The following is a 19177-nucleotide window of genomic DNA, read 5'->3' as shown; positions in this document are numbered from 1 at the left end:
CCCGGGCATCCCGGCGGCGCGACCCGCTTGAGACGACGCCCTGCGTCGTCGAACGGCAGCGCGCGCGACGGCTTCCTGAAAAAACGAAGCGCCCGCAGCAACCAGCCCGCACGAGCAAGGTGGATCATGTCAGCCGACAATGGAGCGATGGCCAGTCTCACCGGTGAATCCTTCACCGTCGGAACGGAGCCTGAAACCCTGCGCTCTTGGCTTCAGCATCATCGCATCGAAGAGGTCGACTGCGCCGTCCCCGACATCGCCGGCGTCGCGCGCGGCAAGACCATGCCGGCCGAGAAGTTCGTCAAGCTCGATCCGGTGCACCTCCCGATCTCGATCTTCCATCAAACCATCACCGGCGACTACGTCGGCTTCGAGGAAGGCGCACAGGAGCTCTATGCCGAGAGCGACCTGCTGATGGTGCCGGATCTTTCGACCATCCGCCCGGCCCCTTGGGCCTCGAGCCCGACGGCACAGGTCATTCACGACGCCACCTGGCAGAACGGCGAGCCGGTCGAGATCGCTCCTCGCTCCGTCTTGAAGCGCGTGCTCGCCCTCTTCGACAAGGAAGGATGGCTTCCGGTCGTCGCGCCGGAGCTCGAATTCTATCTCACCAAGACCAACCCCGATCCCGACTATCCGCTGGAACCGCCGACGGGCCGATCGGGCCGCGCCGGCGCCGGGCGCCAGGCCTACAGCCTCGGTGCCGTCGACGAGTACGACAAGATCGTCGATGACGTGTACGAGTACGCGGAGCGCCAATATCTGAAGATCGACACCATCATCCAGGAAGGCGGCGCCGCCCAGCTCGAGATCAATCTCCTGCACGGCGATCCGGTCGATCTGGCCGACCAAGTGTTCCTGTTCAAGCGCACGATCCGCGAGGCGGCGTTCACGCACAACTGCTACGCCACCTTCATGGCCAAGCCCCTCGCCAACGAGCCGGGCAGCGCCATGCACATCCATCAAAGCGTGGTGGACGCTAAGACCGGCCGCAACATTTTCACCGATGAGACCGGCGGCCCGAGCAAGGTCTTCTATCAGTTCCTCGCCGGCCAGCAGCGCTTCCTGCCGGCCGCCACCTGCCTCCTCGCGCCTTACGTGAACTCCTATCGCCGGCTGGTGCCCGGCGGCGCCGCGCCGATCAACGTCGAATGGGGCCACGACAATCGATCCGCGGGCTTGCGCATTCCGTTCTCGCCATCATCCGCCCGCCGCATCGAGAACCGCCTCGCGGGCTCCGACGCCAACCCCTATCTCGCCCTCGCCGCCAGCCTCGCCTGCGGCTACCTCGGCATCAAGTTAGGCCTCGAGCCGCGCCAAGCCGTGATTGGCAACGCCTACCGCAATGACCATCAGCTCCCGCGCGGCCTCTTGGAGGCGCTGACTGACTTTGAGGAGTCGACCGAGCTGCACGAAATCCTGGGCAAGCGCTTCTCGCATGTCTATCTCTCGCTGAAGCGCAGCGAATTCGAGGAGTTCATGCGCGTCATCAGTCCCTGGGAGCGCGAGCATCTGCTGCTCAGCGTCTGAATCGAGGAACCGAGCGTGATACCCGTCGAACAGCCACCGAAGACGCGCAAGACGGAGCTCCTCGAGCTCTGCGCGCGCATTGGCTTCACGCCCCCGATTGCCGCCTGAGCCCACGCTCGGCCGCCGCACTGCATTGAACGTCGGGGCCATCAACGCCCGAAGCGCATCCCCGACCCCCCACGACGCGCACTGGAGGAGTCCCATGTCGAACGCCAAGCTCAAGAACAGCACCACCGAATGGCGGGATCTCGACGCCCTGCATCACCTGCACCCGTTCACCGATCACAAGTCGCTGCGCGCGTCCGGCGCGCGCGTGATCGTCAAAGGGGATGGTCCCTACATCTGGGACAGCGAAGGTCACCGCATTCTGGACGGCATGGCTGGCCTCTGGACCACCAACGTCGGCTACGGCCGCGCCGAGCTGGCAGACGCTGCGCGCGATCAGATGCTCGAGCTGCCGTTCTACAACACCTTCTTCAAGACCACGCATCCACCCGTGATCGCCCTCTCGAAGAAGCTCGCGGAGATCACCCCCCCGCATATCAATCAGGTGTTCTACGGCTCATCCGGGTCGGAATCGAACGACACCGCCATCCGGCTGATCCGCCATTATTGGGCGCTCAAGGGCCAGCCCCAGCGCCACATCATCATCTCGCGCAAGAACGCCTACCACGGCTCGACCATCGCCGCGGGCTCCATGGGCGGCATGTCGCACGTCCACAAGCACAGCTATCCGGTCTATGACGGCTTCCGCCACGTCATGGATCCGTATTGGTTCGGCGAGAGCCGCGACGGCGAGACCCCCGAGGCATTCGGACTGCGCGCCGCCAAAGCGCTCGAGGACGAGATCCTCGCCATCGGCCCCGAGAACGTCGCCGCCTTTGCCGGCGAGCCGGTGCAGGGCGCGGGAGGCGTGAAGATCGCGCCCGACTCCTACTGGCCGGAAGTTCAGCGCATCATCGACAAGTACGGCATTCTGTTCCTGGCCGACGAGGTCATCACCGGCTTCGGCCGCCTCGGCACTTGGTTCGCCTCGGACTACTATGGGCTCAAACCCAACATCATCACCTTCGCCAAGGCCGTGACGTCGGGCTACTTGCCTCTCTCCGGCATTCTGATCGATGACAAGATCGTCGACGCCCTGATGGGACACGACGACGATTTCAATCACGGCTACACGTTCTCGGGTCACCCCGTCGCCTGTGCCGTCGCGTTGAAGAACATCGAGATCATGGAACGCGAAAAGCTGGTGGCACGCGTCGCCGACCACGGCGGACCGGCCATGGCCAGGATGCTGGCCAAGTTCAAGGACCACCCGCTCGTCGGCGAGGTGCGATCCGTCGGCATGATGGGCGCCATCGAGCTCGTCGCTGACAAGCGCACCCGCCGCCGCTTCGACAATCCGGGACGCGTCGGCCTGATCTGCCGCGACCATTTCTTCCGCGAAGGATTCATCATGCGTGCCGTCTTCGACACTATGGTCTGCGCTCCGCCCCTGATCTGGGGCGACGAGCAGTTCGCCGAGGCCGAGCGCGTGATCCGCAAGGCCCTCGATCTGACACTGGCCGACGTCGCTGGAGAGATCGCTGCATGAGCCGGCCCGTCGTCATCATCCCGTGCGATACCAAGGTGATCGAAAGCATGACTTTCGACGCCGTGGGTCGCAAGTATTCGGCAGCCGTTGCGGAAGTCGCGGATTGCCAGCCTCTGCTGGCGCCCCTTGGCCCCAGCATGCTGGACATGGGCGCACTGCTCGAGATCGCCGATGGCATCCTTCTGTCCGGCAGCGTCTCGAACGTGCATCCGAGCCTCTATGGCCTCGACGAGCCGCCGCTCAACGAAAAGGCCCTCGACCACGAGCGCGATAGCCTGACGCTGCCGCTCGTGCGCGAGGCCCTGCAGCGCAAGCTGCCCCTGTTCGCCATCTGCCGCGGCTTCCAGGAGCTGAACGTGGCGCTCGGCGGCACGCTCGATCAGGCCGTGCACACGGTTTCCGGCCGCAACGACCACCGCGAGCCGTCCGACGTGCCGATGGACGATCGCTTCGGCCCATCCCATCCGGTCACGCTCTCCGGAACGCTCAAGAGTTGGATCGGCAAGGACGAGATCATCGTCAACTCGCTGCACTGGCAGGGCATCCAGCGCCTTGCCCAGCCGCTCACCGCCGAGGCGCACGCCAAGGACGGCCTGATCGAGGCCGTCCGCGGCCCCTCCGAGCATCCCTTCCTGTTCGGCGTGCAGTGGCACCCCGAATGGCAAGCCAAGAACAACACGGCATCCATCGAGATCTTCCGTCGCTTTGGTGACGCCGTCAGAAAATTGAACTCCAGTGGTCTCGCAGCATGAACAACGCGTCCCTCAACATTGAAGAGGCCAAGGCGTTCCTGGCGGCCAATCCGACCGTGCAATGGATCGACGTGTTCGTGCTCGACATGAACGGCCATCCGCGCGGCAAGCGCCTGCGCCGCGACGACCTCCTGGGCGTCGCCAAGGGCGGCATGATGCTGCCGGCTTCCGTGTTCATCATGGATCCGCGCGGCAACTGCATCGCCGAAACGGGACGGCTCTGGACGACGGGCGATCCCGACTACAACTTCCGCATCCTGTCCGGAACGTTGAAGCCCATTCCGGTGGACGGCACCCGCTTTGCGCAAGCCGTGATCGTGCCCGAGAAGGACGATCCGCTTGATCCGCGCCATGTCCTTCGCAAGCAGGTCGAACGGTTCAAGGTGGCGGGCCATACGCCGGTCGCCGCTGTCGAGCTTGAATACTACGTCACCATGCCCGGCCCCGACGGCGCATTCACGCTGGAGACGCCGCCGGGCGTCTCGCGCGATATGGATATTCCGCTCACCTTCCAGTTCGAGGATCTGGATGCGCTGAAGGGATTCAACGACGACATCTATCGCATCTCCGAGACACAGGGTCTCCCCGTCGACGCGCTGACGCAGGAGAGCGGCCCGTCCCAGTTCGAGATCAATCTCAAGCACAGTGCCGATGTCGTGCAGGCCGCTCTCGATGGTCTTCTGCTGAAGCGCGCCGTCAAGGCCGCGGCACGGGCGCACGGCCTCAATGCGACCTTTATGGCCAAGCCGCATCACGAGTGGGCGGGCTCCGGAATGCACATCCACATGAGCCTGCTCGACAAGGGAGGCGCCAACATCTTTGCCGGCGATCCGATTTCGCCGCTGTTCCGCCACGCGCTCGGCGGCCTCCGCGAGACCATGGGCGACTTCATGGCGATCTGGGCGCAGTCGGCCAATGCCTACCGCCGCTATGTTCCGGAATCCTATGTATCGATGGCCCCGCACTGGGGCTTCAACAACCGCACGGTGGCGCTGCGCATTCCGGACCAAATGGGCCCGGGAACCCGCGTTGAGCATCGCGTTGCCGGCGCCGATGCCAATCCCTATCTTGTGATCGCGGCCATGCTCGCGGGCATTGCCCACGGCATCGCCAACAAGACCGATCCCGGCCCCGACGTCAAAGGCAACAGCGAAGAGCTCGACGCGCCGCCGCTGCCGAATGTCTGGGCCGACGCGCTAAAACAGTTCGAGCGCGCGAGCGTCGTCCGCGACGCATTCGGCGCCGACTTCCAGAACGTCTACACGCGGCTCAAGGACACCGAGCGCACGAACTTCGAACGCGTCGTCACGTCGCTCGACCACCTTTGGTACGCTTTGGTTGCATGAGGCCTCCGCCATGACGTCGACAGAGTGCTTCCGGAAAAGTGGACACCGGTTTTCCGATCGGAAGCACGATCGGCAAGGAAGCGAGGGTGTTGGAACCCGCGGCACACGAGGAGTCCAATGACAACGCAAAACACCCGAGCACACTTCGAGAAAGTCGCGAGACACCTCGCGCTGCCCGGCAAAGCCGTGATCGACGGTCAGTTGCTCGCCGCCGTGAGCGGGACCACCTTCTACAACGTCTCTCCGCGCGACGGCCGCGTGCTGAACCAGGTCGCGGCCTGCGATGGTGCCGATGTCGATATCGCCGTCGCGTCGGCACGCGCCGCCTTCAATGACGGTCGCTGGCGCAAGCTCTCCTATCGCGACAAGAAGCGCATCCTGTTCAAGCTCGCCGACATCATGGAGCGCGAGACGGAAAATCTCGCCGTGCTCGAAAGCCTCGACGTCGGCAAGCCCATCGCCAATACGCTCGCGGGTGATATCCCGCAGGCCATCCGCACGCTGCGCTACTACGCGGAGGCGCTCGACAAGATCTATGGCGAGGTCGGCCCCGAAACCCAGGACCGCTTCTCCTTCGTCGTGCACGAGCCGCTGGGCGTCATCGGCGCCATCGTGCCGTGGAACTTCCCGCTCCACATGGCCATGTGGAAGGTGGCTCCCGCGCTTGCCATGGGCAACTCCGTGGTGCTGAAGCCCGCCGAGCAGAGCCCGCTCACCGCACTCAAGCTCGGCGAGCTCGCGCTCGAGGCGGGCGTGCCTCCCGGCGTTTTGAACGTCGTCCCCGGCATGGGCGGCGTCGCGGGCAAGGCGCTGGCGCTCCACAACGACGTCGACATGATCGCCTTCACCGGATCCGGCGCCGTCGGCCGCCTCCTGATGCGGTATTCCGGCGAAAGCAATCTGAAGCGGGTCAGCCTGGAGCTCGGCGGCAAGTCCCCTCACATCGTATTCGGCGATTGCCCGGACCTCGAGACGGCGGCGACGCATGCCGCCTGGGGCATTTTCTACAATCAGGGTGAGGTCTGCACCGCCGCCTCCCGCCTTCTCGTACACGAAAGCATCGCCGATGCCTTCGTCGACAAGCTCCTGCACGTGGCCAAGGACATCGCCGCCGGCGACCCGCTCGAGCCTTCGACGGTGTTCGGCGCCATGGTCTCGTCCGATCAGATGCAAACCGCCCTCCGCTACATCGATACCGCCAAGAAGGAAGGCGGCGTGCTGCGCCTCGGCGGAAACCGCACGCGCATGGAATCGGGCGGCTACTACGTCGAGCCGACGGTTTTCGACGACATCGACCCGCAGGCCACGCTGGCACGCGAGGAGGTCTTCGGCCCCGTGCTCGCCGTAACGCGCTTCACCGAGACCGACGAAGCCCTCCGCCTCGCCAACGACACGCCATTCGGTCTCGCGGCTGGCCTCTGGACACGCGACGTGTCGCTCGCCCACCGCGCCGCGCGCGAGATCAAGGCCGGTCTGGTCTGGGTCAACGGCTGGGATAGCTGCGACATCACCATGCCGTTCGGCGGCTTCAAGCAGTCGGGCTTCGGCCGCGACCGCTCGCTGCACGCCCTACATAAATATGCCGACCTGAAGTCGGTCTCCATCACGCTTCTCTGACGGTGACGCCCATGAACGCTTCCCCTCCGAAGTATCCGACCTCGGCGCTCATCGGCGGCGAATGGATCGGCTCCAAGGACACCTTCCCGGTGCTCGATCCGGCAACCGGCGAAGAGATCGCCCGCGTTCCGAACCTGGGCGCTGACGAGACGATCAAAGCCATCGACGCCGCCGAGGCCGCGCTCCCCGCCTGGTCGAAGAAGACCGCCAAGGAGCGCGCGCAGATCCTGAAGCGCTGGTTCGACCTCGTCACGGCGGATGCCGAGCCCTTGGCCCAGCTCATGACGGCCGAGCAGGGCAAGCCGCTGACGGAGTCGCGCGGCGAGGTCGCCTACGGCGCCTCCTTCATCGAGTGGTTCGCCGAGGAAGGAAAACGCGCCTACGGCCGCACGATCCCGACCACCATGGCGGGCAAGCGCTACATCACCATCAAGCAGCCCATCGGCGTCGTCGCAGCCATTGCGCCGTGGAACTTCCCGATCGCCATGATCACCCGCAAGGTCGCCCCCGCGCTGGCCGCCGGCTGCACTGTTGTCGTGAAGCCCGCCGAGGACACGCCGCTTTGCGCCCTCGCCATGGCCAAGCTCGCCCTCGATGCCGGCGTGCCGCCCGGCGTCTTCAACGTCGTGACGACAAATGAAGCGCCTGCCGTCGGCAAGGCTCTCTGTGACGACCCGCGCGTGCGCAAGTTGTCCTTCACCGGATCGACGGAGGTCGGCAAGATCCTCTATCGCCAGTGCGCCGGCACCGTGAAAAAGCTGACGCTCGAACTGGGCGGCAACGCTCCGTTGCTCGTTTTCGACGACGCCGACCTCGGCCAGGCCGTCACCGGCGCCATGGCCTCCAAATACCGCAACGCCGGCCAGACCTGCGTCTGCGCCAACCGCATTTTCGTGCAGTCCGGCATCTACGATCGCTTCGCCGAAGCCCTGGCAAACGAGGCCCGCAAGCTCGTCGTCGGACCGGGGCGCGAGCCTGGCACCGTGATAGGTCCGCTCATCAACGCCGACGCGGCCAAGAAGGTCGACGCCCTCGTGCGCGATGCCGTCTCCAAAGGCGCCAAGGCCATCGTCGGCGGCGCGCCGGCGTCGCCCGGTCCCCTCTTCTACAAACCCTCGGTGCTGACGGACGTCACGCCCGACATGACCATCGTGCACGAGGAAATCTTCGGGCCCGTCGCCGCCCTGATCCGCTTCGACACCGAGGAAGAAGCCGTCAAGCTCGCCAACAGCACGCCCTTCGGCCTCGCCGCCTATCTGTTCAGCCAGAACATCGGCCGCGCGTGGCGCGTGGCGGAGCAGCTCGACGCCGGCATGGTGGGCGTCAACGAGGGCATCTTCTCCAACGAAACGGTGCCGTTCGGCGGCGTAAAGGAGAGCGGCCTCGGTCGCGAAGGCGCCGCCGAGGGCCTCGACGAATATCTGGAAACCAAATTCATCTGCCTCGGCGGAATAGCATAAGCGCACATTTTTTTAGAGAACGAAAGCCAGCCAGTCATGACCACCAACGCCGAGCTTCAAGCCCGCCGCACGGCCGCCGTTCCGCGCGGCATCGGCCACGCGACGCAGATCTACGCCAAGCGCGCCAAGAACGCCGAGATCTGGGACGAGGAAGGCAAGCGCTATATCGACTTCGGCGCCGGCATCGCCGTCGTCAACACTGGGCATCAACACCCGCGCATTCTCGAAGCCGTGTCGAAGCAGATGGAGAGCTTCAGCCACGTCTGCTTCCAGGTCACGCCGCACGAGAACTACGTCTCGCTCGCCGAGCGCCTCAACGCCATAGCGCCTGTCTCGGGCCCGGCCAAGACCATGCTCGCGTCCACCGGCGCCGAGGCGGTCGAGAACGCCGTCAAGGTCGCGCGCAGCTTCACGGGGCGGCCCGGCGTCATCTCGTTCTCGGGCGGCTTCCACGGACGCACCCACATGGGCATGGCGCTGACCGGCAAGGCCGTGCCCTACAAGAAGGGCTTCGGCCCCTTTCCGGCCGACATCTACAATGTCGCCTTCCCGAACCTCTATCACGGCACCTCGAGCGCCGAGAGCATCAAGGCCCTGAAAGCGCTCTTCAAGTATCAGGCCGATCCCTCGACCATCGCCGGCATCATCATCGAGCCGGTACAGGGTGAAGGCGGCTTCAACATCGCGCCCACCGACTTCATGCAGTCGCTGCGCGCGTTATGCGATGAGCACGGCATCATCCTGATCGCCGACGAGATCCAGACCGGCTTCGCCCGCACAGGCAAGCTATTCGCGCTTGAGCACATGGGCGTCAAAGCCGATGTCGTCACGCTTGCCAAGGGCCTTGCCGGAGGCCTCCCCCTCTCCGCCATCGTCGGCCGGGCCGACATCATGGATGCGTCGGCACCGGGCGGTCTCGGCGGCACCTATGCCGGCAATCCTGTCGCCTGCGCCGCCGCACATACCGTCCTCGACATCATCAAGGACGAGAACCTGTGCGCGCGCGCCAACGCCATCGGCGACATCATCCAGGGCCGCTGCCGCGAGCTGGCCACCCGTTCGAACCTCAACTGTATCGGCGATGTGCGCGGCCTGGGCGCCATGTGCGCGGTCGAGTTCGTCAAGGACACGAAGAGCGGCGAGCCGTCTCCGGAGCTGACCGCCCAGGTGCTGAGGTCCGGCAACGAGCGCGGCCTGATCCTGCTCGCGTGCGGCACGTACGGCAACGTCATCCGTTTCTTGCCGCCCTTGACCGCCAGCGACGCCATCGTCAAGGAAGGCATGGACCTCTTCGAAGCGAGCCTCACCGACGCTGTCGGCAAGCTCCAGTAATCGCCCGCCACATTCTCATTCGACGGAACGCCCGAAATGACCGTTCAGCTCAAGACCAACGACCTCGAAGCCTTCTTCATGCCGTTCTCGGCCAACCGGCAATTCAAGAAGGCCCCGCGCCTCCTCGCCGCCGCCAAGGACATGCACTACTTCACCGAGGACGGACGCAAGATTCTCGACGGAACGTCCGGCCTCTGGTGCGTCAACGCCGGACACTGCCGCCCGAAGATCGTCGAGGCGATCCAGAAGCAGGCGGCTGAGCTGGATTTCGCCGGCACCTTCCAGATGGGCCACCCGAAGGCGTTCGAGGCCGCATCCCGCCTCGTCAACATCGCTCCCAAGGGCTTCGACCACGTCTTCTTCACCAACTCGGGATCGGAGTCGGTCGACACCGCGCTCAAGATCGCCATCGCCTATCACCGTGCCAAAGGCAACGGTTCGAAGATCCGCCTCATCGGCCGCGAGCGCGGCTATCACGGCGTCAACTTCGGCGGCACCGCCGTCGGCGGTATCGGCAACAACCGCAAGCAGTTCAGCGCCCTTGTCTCGGGCGTCGATCACCTCCGCCACACGCACGATCTTGCCCGCAACGCCTTCTCGAAGGGCGAGCCCGATCATGGCGCCGAGCTGGCCGACGACCTCGAGCGCCTGGTCGCGCTCCATGACGCTTCCACCATCGCTGCCGTCATTGTCGAGCCGGTCGCCTGCTCCACGGGCGTGCTGGTTCCGCCCAAGGGTTACCTGAAGCGTCTCGCGGCCATCGCCGCCAAGCACGACATCCTGCTCATCTTCGACGAGGTCATCACCGGCTACGGCCGCCTCGGCACGCCATTCGGCGCCGACTACTTCGACGTCTCGCCGGATATCATCACCACGGCCAAAGGCGTCACCAACGGCACCATTCCCATGGGCGCAGTTTTCCTCAAGAAGCATATCTACGAGGCCTTCGTGACCGGCCCCGAGAGCGCCATCGACATCTTCCACGGCTACACCTACTCCGGCCATCCCATGGCCGCCGCAGCCGCGCTCGCCACCCTCGACACCTATCACGAGGAGCTGCTTCTCACGCGCGCCGCCAAGATCGCGCCCTACTGGGAGGAGCGCGTCCACGCGCTGCGCGAGCTTCCGCACGTCATCGATATCCGCAACATCGGACTGATCGGTGCCATCGAGTTCGCCCCGAAGCCGGGCGCGCCGGGCGAGCGCGCTTACAACCGCTTCGTCAAAGCTTTCGAGAACGGCCTGCTTGTGCGCCAGACCGGCGACATCATCGCTCTCTCGCCGCCGCTCATCATCGACGAGAGCCAGATCGACGAACTCTTCGACACCTTCACGGCCGTCCTCAAGGACGGCGACTGACGAGGCATCATGCGCACCATCGAGAACGCTTACGGCGGCAAGAAGATCGTATCGCGATCGGACCGCTCGCAGAACGTCTACAACCCCGCAACGGGCGAAGCGACCGCGCGACTGCCGCTTTCGACCGTCGACGAGGTCAATGCCGTGATCGCCGCCGCCAAGGCGGCCGCGCCGGGCTGGGCCGCAACGCCGCCGATGAAGCGCGTCGCGCCGATGTTTCGCTTCAAGGAGCTCCTGCAGAAGAACGCCGACGCCATCGCGCGCGCGATCTCGTCTGAACACGGCAAGACGCATCCCGACGCCTTGGGCGAGTTGCAGCGCGGCCTCGAGGTCGTCGATTTCGCCTGCGGCATCCCACACCTCCAGAAGGGCGAGTTCAGCCGCAACATCGGCCCCGACATCGACTGCTGGTCCGATCGCCAGCCGCTCGGTGTCGTGGCCGGCATCACGCCGTTCAACTTCCCCGCCATGGTGCCGATGTGGATGTTCCCGGTCGCCGTCGCCTGCGGCAACACCTTCGTCTTGAAGCCATCCGAGCGCGATCCCTCGGCACCGATGCTGATCTGGGAGCTGTTCCAGGAGGCAGGCTTCCCGGATGGCGTGCTCAACGTCGTGCACGGCGACAAGTCCGCCGTCGATGCGCTGCTCGATCATCCGGACGTCAAAGCCGTGAGCTTCGTCGGCTCGACGCCCATCGCCGAGTATGTCTACACGAAGGGCGCCGCGACCGGTAAGCGCGTCCAGGCTCTGGGCGGCGCCAAGAACCACATGATCGTCATGCCCGATGCCGATATGGACAAGGCCGTCGACGCGCTCATGGGAGCCGGCTACGGCTCGGCAGGCGAGCGCTGCATGGCGATCTCGGTCGCCGTGCCGGTCGGCAAGCGCACCGCGGATCAACTCGTCGAAGCGCTGGCCCCGCGTGTGCGCGCCCTGAAAGTGGCGCCCGCCGCCGATCCCGAATCCGAGATGGGACCGGTCGTCACGGCCGACGCCAAGCGGCGCATCACGGACCTGATCGGCATCGGCGAGAAGGAAGGCGCGAAGCTGGTCGTCGACGGCCGCGGGCTCGTGCTGCAAGGCTACGAGAACGGCTATTTCCTCGGCGGCACGCTGTTCGATCATGTGACGCGCGACATGACGATCTACAAGCAGGAGATCTTCGGCCCCGTGCTCTCGGTCGTGCGCGCCGAGAGCTACGACGAGGCCGCCGACCTCGTGAACAGTCACGAGTACGGCAACGGCACCGCGATCTTCACCCGCGACGGCGACACCGCCCGCACCTTCGCCGACAGGATCGAGGTCGGCATGGTCGGCATCAACGTGCCGATCCCGGTGCCCGTCGCTTACCATTCCTTCGGCGGCTGGAAACGCTCGCTGTTCGGCGACCACGCCATCTACGGCCCCGAGGGCGTGCGCTTCTACACGCGTATCAAGACCGTCACCGCCCGCTGGCCCACCGGCATCCGCTCCGGCGCCGAGTTCAACTTCACCGGACGGAGCTGAGCGCGAAATCCTCGTCTGAAGAGAAGAGGTTGTCCGTCAATTCGTCGGCCCCTCGCCGCCAGAGCCGGTCGGCGGGGCATCCATCGACGGCAGCCGCCCGGCTCGTTCCTCGGCCTCGACGCTCCAATCATTCCCGCCGGCACCCGGCGCCGGCCCAGTGAAGACCTTCGAGCCCGAGATTCTGCGCGCGCCAACATCGGGATCGTCGGCGCCCGTTCCATTGATGAGCATCACCACGCCAACCAGCGCCGCCGCCACCGCGGCGATCCAGGCCGCAGCCTGCCCGAGATCGCCCCAACGCGTCGGCGTTGCTTGCATGGAGCCTGCCGCACGACTGCGGCTTCGAGCAGCGGTCACACCCGCCCCCGCCACCGCACCTGTTACCCCGGACGGCCGTACGCCCAGGCTCCCAACCGCAGCAAGCACGCCCGCTCGGTTGTCGACGAGATCGGTGTGCCGCACGCCGAATGGCATCGGGATACGCTGCACCGGCACATCTCGCGTGCGTAGCGTGATCAGCTTGCCGGCCGCGGCCGCGCGTTCCGCCTCCGAGATCACCCACGCCGACTCCACCGACGCGGGCGTCCAGATCACGATCACCGCCTTGGCCGTATCCAGCTCCTGCAAGATCACCGACCGGTAGCTGTTACCCGAGACCAGCGCAGCATCCCACCAAACGCTGTAGCCCTGATCCACAAGATAGGCGGCCAAGCCCTCCGTCGCCGCACGCGCGGTCTTGGCATAACTGATGAACACGTCGGCCATGCGCTCCTCCAACGCTCAGCCAACAGATTACTCCGTCCCCGCGCGCCCGCAAACGCCTTTCGGTTGCTGTCGCGCGCGAACACGGGGTTGCAGGACCACGCCATCTACGGCGTGCGATTCTATACGCGCATCAAGACCGTGACCGCCCGCTGGCCCACCGGCATCCGCTCCGGCGCCGATGTCGTCCAAGGCTACATGAGCGAAGCGTTCACCCACTGATGGGTGAAGATGCTCGCCACATAGCCGAGCGCGAACGACCAGATGACCACCACGCCGCCATGCTTGGGTCTTCTAAACTCGGTAGCCGAATCCGGCACGCCCTTCGGCACGCTGAAATGCATGAGTGAAGCGGGCACGAGGAAGTTCACGAGCGATGGCAGGAAGAGATTGAAGAACTCCAGGACTCCGGCTTGCCCTTCTGCCACACCATCAACGAGGTGATATCGCCGAACGGCGAGAACACGCCGCCCGCGTTGGCGGCGATCTCCATCTCGCCTGAACGGGTTGCAACACGGCGCAGAGCCCGCCAGAAAGGTCACCGCGGACTTTCCGCTCCACGCACCGGCACAGCCCAACGGAAACGAAAAAATGCGCCACAGATTAGCAGTCTCGCTTGCACTCTCCCTGGCGATGCTGTCGCCTTCCATCGCAGCCCACGCCGCCTCATGCGGCAACGGCGCCGGCGGCTTCGGCCCGTGGCTCGCGAGTTTCAAGAAAAGCGCCGCTGCACAAGGCCTATCGCCGAGCGCCATCGACACAGGGCTCGCGGGCGTGACCTACGACCCCCGCATCATCCGCCTCGATCGCAACCAGAAGTCTTTCAAGCTTTCCTTCGAGCAGTTCTACGCCCGTCGCGTCGGCTCAGCGCTGATCGGCCGTGCTCGCGCCCGCATGCGGACGCACGCGGCAACCTTCGACCGCATGGAGCGCTCATTCGGCGTCCCGCGCGAGATCGTCGTCTCCATCTGGGGGCTCGAGACCAACTTCGGCGCCGACACCAGCGGCAAATTTTCGATCTTCCGCTCGCTCGCGACCCTCGCCTACGACTGCCGCCGCTCGGCGTTCTTCACCGGCCAGCTTCTCGACGCGCTCCGCATCATCGACAACGCTCACATGCGGCCCGAGGAGCTGCGCGGCGGCTGGGCGGGGGAGATCGGCCAGACGCAGTTCCTGCCCACGCCCTACGTCAAATACGCGGTCGACTTCGACGGCGACGGCAAGAAGGACTTAATCCACAGCGTGCCCGACATTCTCGCCTCGACCGCCAATTTCCTCAAAGGACATGGCTGGCAGGCGGGCCAGCCCTGGCATCCTGGCTCGGCCAATTACGAGGTGCTGCGAGATTGGAACCGCGCTCAGGTGTACCAGCGCACCATCTCGGTCATGGCCGGAAAGCTCGCCGGCCGCTGAACTATCGCGGATCCTCCTCCGTGTTGAGCATGCCGGTGAAGCCCGTGATGGCAAGCGAGGTCAGCACCAGGCCGAGGATCATCTCCAGCACGTAGAGGAGATACAGCAGCACCCCGACCGTGATCGTCGCGCTCTGAGTGTTGCCGGCGCCGCTCCCACTCAGATCCGGCACGTGAACGTCGGCCAACGGCCTGTATCCGAGCCGCGGCCGCCAGTGCCCCTCGAAACCGAAATCGACGAACGGCACGAACACGTCGAACGAGTAGGCGAGAGGCGAGAACGGCGGGTAGTTGGCTTCCGATTTCGCATCGTTCTGGCCGAAGTTGCCCTTGAGCGCCATCACGAACACCTGCTCGTCCTTGCAGTCGCGTTGCGAGCAGCCGGTCGCCGCGAGCGACCACACAGCGCCGAACGACAGCACGAGAACGATCATCCAGATCACCGTGCGCCACGGATTGAATCCATAGAGCGCGAACACGTCGAGCAGCCAGCTCTGAAGCCGCTGCAGCCACCCGGCCGACGCGCTGCGCCGCTGTCGCCGGCGCCGGGCAATGGCGATCTCGCGCGCCTCGTCATGATAGCCCTGCGCGGAGAGCCGGCGTGCGACCTGCATCCACGCTTGAGGTTTGAAATGCCGGTCGAGGTCGGTCGCGCTTTGCCCTTCGAGCCAGCGCGTGCGCATCAGCGCCGCATTCTGCTCGCGCTTGGCGGTCGGTCCGTCACCGGGCTGTCCGGCCGGATTCTCGAGATGCTCGTACAGGAAGCCGTCGAGCACGAGATGATCGATGTCACGGCCATCCGATGTGCGCCCGCGCGTTTCGGAGCCCTTGCCGCGCGCCGGCGGCGGCCACGCGACCGCCGCATCCTCGTAGCTGCCGACGTGCGCCCGCGAGAGATCGACGATGCCCCGTGTCCGGTCCTCGGCCACGTGCGGCATGACGAGCCGATCCGCACGCGCATCGACGAGGCTGAGCGCGATCTCATCATAGCGAGCATCGAGCACCGGGTCATAATTCGAGCTGTGCGGCGCATCACCTCGGGACAGCTTGGCGGAGACGATACGGCTGCCGGAAAGATCGATCGTGCCGTCCACCTGCGCATGATCGAGCGCGATGGCCCCGGTGGCACTGAACCCACCGTCGAGCACCAGCTCGCGCGCAATACGCACGCCGTTGGCGAAGATCGCCGGTCCGCTCGTCACCGCGATCTTGGTATCGCGCAGCCGCATCTCGTTGCCAACGCGGGCCGCCGGCAGCCGCACGAGGCCGCGGATTTGCGCCCGCCCCATGAACCATCCACCCTGGATCTGAGCGCCGTCGGCACGGATGGCGAGATCGCCGCCGCCCTCAATCTGGCAAGCGGTGAAGCCGACCTGTCCCTCGATCTGCGCGCCTGCAAAGCGAATGCTGCCTTTGAGCTTGCCGTTGCGCATGATCCAGTTGCCGCCCAGGTGCAGCACGTCCGCCTCGATGGCGCGTCCCGGTCCCTGAATCGTGACGTCGTTGGCGGAAATACCCTGACTGATGCGGGCCCCCGCCAGCGAAAGGCCACCCGTGAGATTGGCACCGCCGAGGTTGACGCCCTGGTCGACGATCAACCCCGCGCCCGCAATCGCCCAGTCCGTACCGGCGCCTGTGATGTGGGCGCCACGCGCGGATAGCTCGCCACCGACACGCGCCCGGCCGAGTAGCACGCCACCCGCGATGCGCGCTCCATCGAGGATAAGATCGCTCGCGACCGTCGCACCCCGCCCGTTGAACGCTTCGCCGGAGGCTGCAATCGAGATGTTCTGAGCGTCGATCGCCTTCACCGAGAAACCGCGCACGCGCACCGAGCCGCTGATCTTGGCCCGCCGCATCACCCAGACGCCCTCGCCCACGGCGCCGTCCGCATTGAGGGCTACAGTCGGCGACGTGAGCTCGCAGTCCTCCCAAAGCAGCCCGCCGCCGATGCGGGCTCCCGCAAACCGCGTCTCGCCGGAGACACGCGCGGCGCGCAGGATCCACGGACCGCCGAGCTTGAGCCCGTCGGCCAGGATCGCCGTCTCCGTGCCGTTCGAGATGGTCGAGGAATCCATCGCCAGCGCCTCGCCGATGGACGTTCCGCGCAACCGCACGAGCCCAAGGACCGTCGAGGTTGTGAGAAAAAACGCACTCTCGATGAACGCGCGATCGGCCTTGATGGCGCCGTTGACGGTGCACTCGTAGAGCGCGATGCGCTTCAGACGCGCGTCCCGGAGGCTGAGCGCAGACCGCTCACCGGGCGTCGGCGTGAAGCGGCAGCGCAGGAAAACGAGCGGCTTGTCGACGCTGCAGCCTTCGAGGTCGAGGCAACCCTCGATCGTGGCATCGTGCACCGAGACGCCCGCGAACGGCACCACCCACTCGGACCGGCTCTCGGTCGCGATAGCCCGCAGCACGGAGGCACGCACGCTTTGCCCGCGCATCTCCGCACGGCGCCCTCTGAGAACCGCCGCGACAAGCTCCTGCTCGGCGCTCGAAAGATCGCCGTCAGCGAATGGCGCCAGATCCTGCATCGTTCATACCCCCCGTCATGAGTGGGCGCGATACTGGAAAGCAATTGTGGGGGCCGCATGACGCTGGCTAAACGGCAGCCGCACAATGAAAAAGCCGGCCCGCGGGGGACGGGCCGGCTCACGTGCTCCATTGCGAAGCACGAGGAGAGCGCGCGGGTGTGAGGGGGAGGAAGGCGCGCGCTCCGGAGGAACTGAGGTTACGCCGCCTCGGACGGCCGAGCCTTCGGCGCAGCACCAACCCGGTCGAAACCGAGCGAAGCGGCAACCGCCGAATGCGTAATGCGCCCATCGCGAACGTTGAGCCCGGCTGCCAGATGCGGATCGCGGTCGAACGCTGCGAGCCCCTTGTCGGCCAGCTTGAGCACGAACGGCAGCGTCGCGTTGTTGAGCGCCTGCGCACTCGTTACCGGAACGGCGCCCGGCATGTTGGCGACGCAGTAATGAATGATGCCGTCCACCTCGAACGTCGGATGCGCGTGCGTCGTCGGCCGCGAGGTCTCGAAGCAGCCGCCCTGGTCGATCGACACGTCCACCAGCACCGCGCCCTTTTTCATGGACTTGAGCATGGTCCGCGACACGAGCTTCGGCGCGCTGGCCCCGGCGACGAGCACCGCACCGACGACCACGTCCGCATCCAACACCGCGTCCTCGATGGCGTGCATCGTCGAAGCGAGCGTCACCACGCGGCCCTGGAACAATTCGTCGAGCTGACGCAGCCGCGGCAGGGATTTGTCGATGATTGTCACATCCGCGCCAAGGCCCGCCGCCATCCGCGCCGAGTGCGTACCGACAACGCCGCCGCCGAGCACGACCACCTTGGCCGGCCGTACACCGGGAACGCCGCCCATCAGCACGCCGCGCCCGCCCGTGGGACGCCTTAGCGCTATGGCCGCCGCCTCGATCGAGAGCCGACCCGCAACCTCGCTCATCGGTGCGAGCAGCGGCAACCCGCCGGACGCATCCGTCACCGTCTCATAGGCAATCGCCGCCGCGCCCGACTCGAGCAGACCGCGTGCCTGCTCCGGATCCGGGGCCAGATGCAGGTACGTAAACAGGATCTGGTGCGGCTTCAGCCTCTTGTACTCGACCGCCTGCGGCTCCTTCACCTTGACGATCATCTCGGCCGCCTCGAACACCGCTTCCGCGGTGGGCAGGATCTTCGCGCCCGCCTTCTCGTAGGTGGCGTCGTCCGCGAAAATCCCGGCTCCGGCGCCCGACTGCACGACGACCTCGTGGCCTTTCGCCGTCAACTCCCGCACCGAGCCGGGGACCAGCCCGACGCGGAATTCGTCACTCTTGATCTCTGTTGGGACACCGATGCGCATAGCGCCGCTCCATGCCTGGGGCTTGAGTTCATTTCGATACGAACCTTATCAGCAATCCAGCGTCAAAACCTTGCAATTTTCCTTGAAAGTTGGCGCAGAGACGCAGATAATCCGCGAAATATACAGATTCAGCGCAGATATCAAATGGAACACCCTTTAGATGCGCGCGATCGCGCAATTCTTGCCGCCCTTCTCGAAGACGGACGCCTGAGCCAGGTGCAGCTCGCCGAGCGCGTGCCCCTGTCGTCGACCGCCATTGCCCGCCGCATTCGCGCCCTCGAGGACTCCGGCGTGATTGAGGGCTATCAGGCCCGCATCAACCGTCGCGCCATGGGCCTCGAGATGACGGTGCTGGTCTTCATAAGCCTGCAGAACCAGAGCGAGCAGCGCCTCGAATCCTTCGAGGCCGCAGTGCTCGCCGCGCCCTCGGTCATCGGCTGCCAGCTCATGTCGGGCGAGGACGACTATGTGCTGACGGTGCTGGCGCGCGACCTCGCCGACTACGAGCGCATCCACAAGCAGGAGCTGTCGCGGCTCCCGGGCGTCACGCGCCTGAGATCCAGCTTCGTCCTGCGTGATGTGAAGTCCCGGCCGATTCCGGGTTCGGCCCTGGCCGCCTTGCGGCCGCCGGCGCCGTAAGTAAGC

General features: G+C 65.7%; 16 protein-coding genes. 12 read left to right on the top strand and 4 right to left on the bottom strand.

The annotated features are described in order from the left end of the window. Positions 1-126 precede the first annotated feature (126 nt). The 9 genes from QZV93_RS01040 to QZV93_RS01000 all read left to right on the top strand — a co-directional run bounded on the left by QZV93_RS01040 (position 127) and on the right by QZV93_RS01000 (position 12496). Positions 127-1530: a glutamine synthetase family protein gene (locus QZV93_RS01040; RefSeq protein ID WP_295555220.1), complete on the top strand. Its 1404-nt coding sequence runs from the start codon at positions 127-129 to the stop codon at positions 1528-1530. 202 nt (positions 1531-1732) lie between these two features. Further along, on the top strand, positions 1733-3124 hold the full coding sequence (locus QZV93_RS01035) for an aspartate aminotransferase family protein (RefSeq protein ID WP_295555219.1): 1392 nt from the start codon (positions 1733-1735) through the stop codon (positions 3122-3124). Further along, positions 3121-3876 (top strand): gamma-glutamyl-gamma-aminobutyrate hydrolase family protein, encoded by a 756-nt coding sequence (locus tag QZV93_RS01030; RefSeq protein WP_295555217.1) that lies wholly within the window; start codon positions 3121-3123, stop codon positions 3874-3876. The genes QZV93_RS01035 and QZV93_RS01030 overlap by 4 nt, the downstream gene beginning before the upstream one ends. Then, positions 3873-5222 carry a glutamine synthetase family protein gene (locus tag QZV93_RS01025; protein ID WP_295555215.1) on the top strand — a complete coding sequence of 450 codons (1350 nt, stop codon included), beginning with the start codon at positions 3873-3875 and terminating at the stop codon, positions 5220-5222. The genes QZV93_RS01030 and QZV93_RS01025 overlap by 4 nt, the downstream gene beginning before the upstream one ends. Positions 5223-5339: 117 nt before the next feature. Beyond that, on the top strand, positions 5340-6839 hold the full coding sequence (locus QZV93_RS01020) for an aldehyde dehydrogenase (protein ID WP_295555214.1): 1500 nt from the start codon (positions 5340-5342) through the stop codon (positions 6837-6839). A gap of 11 nt (positions 6840-6850) precedes the next feature. Beyond that, positions 6851-8299 (top strand): NAD-dependent succinate-semialdehyde dehydrogenase, encoded by a 1449-nt coding sequence (locus tag QZV93_RS01015; RefSeq protein ID WP_295555212.1) that lies wholly within the window; start codon positions 6851-6853, stop codon positions 8297-8299. A gap of 36 nt (positions 8300-8335) precedes the next feature. Continuing rightward, a complete protein-coding gene (gene gabT, locus QZV93_RS01010; RefSeq protein ID WP_295555210.1) occupies positions 8336-9631 on the top strand; it encodes a 4-aminobutyrate--2-oxoglutarate transaminase in 1296 nt (431 codons plus the stop codon). A 36-nt stretch (positions 9632-9667) separates the two neighbouring features. Then, positions 9668-10990, top strand: coding sequence for an aspartate aminotransferase family protein (locus tag QZV93_RS01005; protein WP_295555207.1), 1323 nt, complete (start codon positions 9668-9670; stop codon positions 10988-10990). A gap of 9 nt (positions 10991-10999) precedes the next feature. Further along, entirely contained in the window at positions 11000-12496 is a 1497-nt protein-coding gene (locus QZV93_RS01000) for a CoA-acylating methylmalonate-semialdehyde dehydrogenase (protein WP_295555206.1), read from the top strand. Positions 12497-12532: 36 nt separating this feature from the next. Here QZV93_RS01000 and QZV93_RS00995 read toward each other — a convergent pair whose 3' ends face one another. Then, the gene (locus tag QZV93_RS00995) at positions 12533-13261 is read right to left on the bottom strand and encodes a toll/interleukin-1 receptor domain-containing protein (protein ID WP_295555204.1); all 729 of its coding nucleotides are present in this window, start codon (positions 13259-13261) and stop codon (positions 12533-12535) included. Between the two features lie 87 nt (positions 13262-13348). Between QZV93_RS00995 and QZV93_RS00990 the strand changes: the two genes are divergently transcribed. Next, positions 13349-13480: a hypothetical protein gene (locus QZV93_RS00990; protein WP_295555202.1), complete on the top strand. Its 132-nt coding sequence runs from the start codon at positions 13349-13351 to the stop codon at positions 13478-13480. Here QZV93_RS00990 and QZV93_RS00985 read toward each other — a convergent pair. After that, positions 13453-13686: a hypothetical protein gene (locus tag QZV93_RS00985; protein WP_295555201.1), complete on the bottom strand. Its 234-nt coding sequence runs from the start codon at positions 13684-13686 to the stop codon at positions 13453-13455. The two genes, QZV93_RS00990 and QZV93_RS00985, sit on opposite strands and share 28 nt — an antisense overlap. Before the next feature lie 163 nt (positions 13687-13849). On the opposite strand from QZV93_RS00985, the gene QZV93_RS00980 reads away from it, so the two are divergent. Beyond that, the gene (locus tag QZV93_RS00980) at positions 13850-14671 is read left to right on the top strand and encodes a lytic murein transglycosylase (RefSeq protein ID WP_295555199.1); all 822 of its coding nucleotides are present in this window, start codon (positions 13850-13852) and stop codon (positions 14669-14671) included. A 1-nt stretch (position 14672) separates the two neighbouring features. Here the strand turns inward: QZV93_RS00980 and QZV93_RS00975 are convergent, their stop codons facing one another. Next, the gene (locus QZV93_RS00975; RefSeq protein ID WP_295555198.1) at positions 14673-17207 is read right to left on the bottom strand and encodes a hypothetical protein; all 2535 of its coding nucleotides are present in this window, start codon (positions 17205-17207) and stop codon (positions 14673-14675) included. Positions 17208-17404: 197 nt separating this feature from the next. Beyond that, on the bottom strand, positions 17405-18532 hold the full coding sequence (gene ald / locus QZV93_RS00970; protein WP_295555196.1) for an alanine dehydrogenase: 1128 nt from the start codon (positions 18530-18532) through the stop codon (positions 17405-17407). 144 nt (positions 18533-18676) lie between these two features. Between ald and QZV93_RS00965 the strand changes: the two genes are divergently transcribed. After that, positions 18677-19171: an Lrp/AsnC family transcriptional regulator gene (locus tag QZV93_RS00965; RefSeq protein ID WP_295555194.1), complete on the top strand. Its 495-nt coding sequence runs from the start codon at positions 18677-18679 to the stop codon at positions 19169-19171. Positions 19172-19177: the final 6 nt, after the last annotated feature.

This window comes from uncultured Hyphomicrobium sp., from assembly GCF_902826555.1.
Lineage (GTDB): Bacteria > Pseudomonadota > Alphaproteobacteria > Rhizobiales > Hyphomicrobiaceae > Hyphomicrobium_C.
Note: the sequence above shows the minus strand (reverse complement) of the source record. Positions and strands in the feature narration are given on the sequence as shown.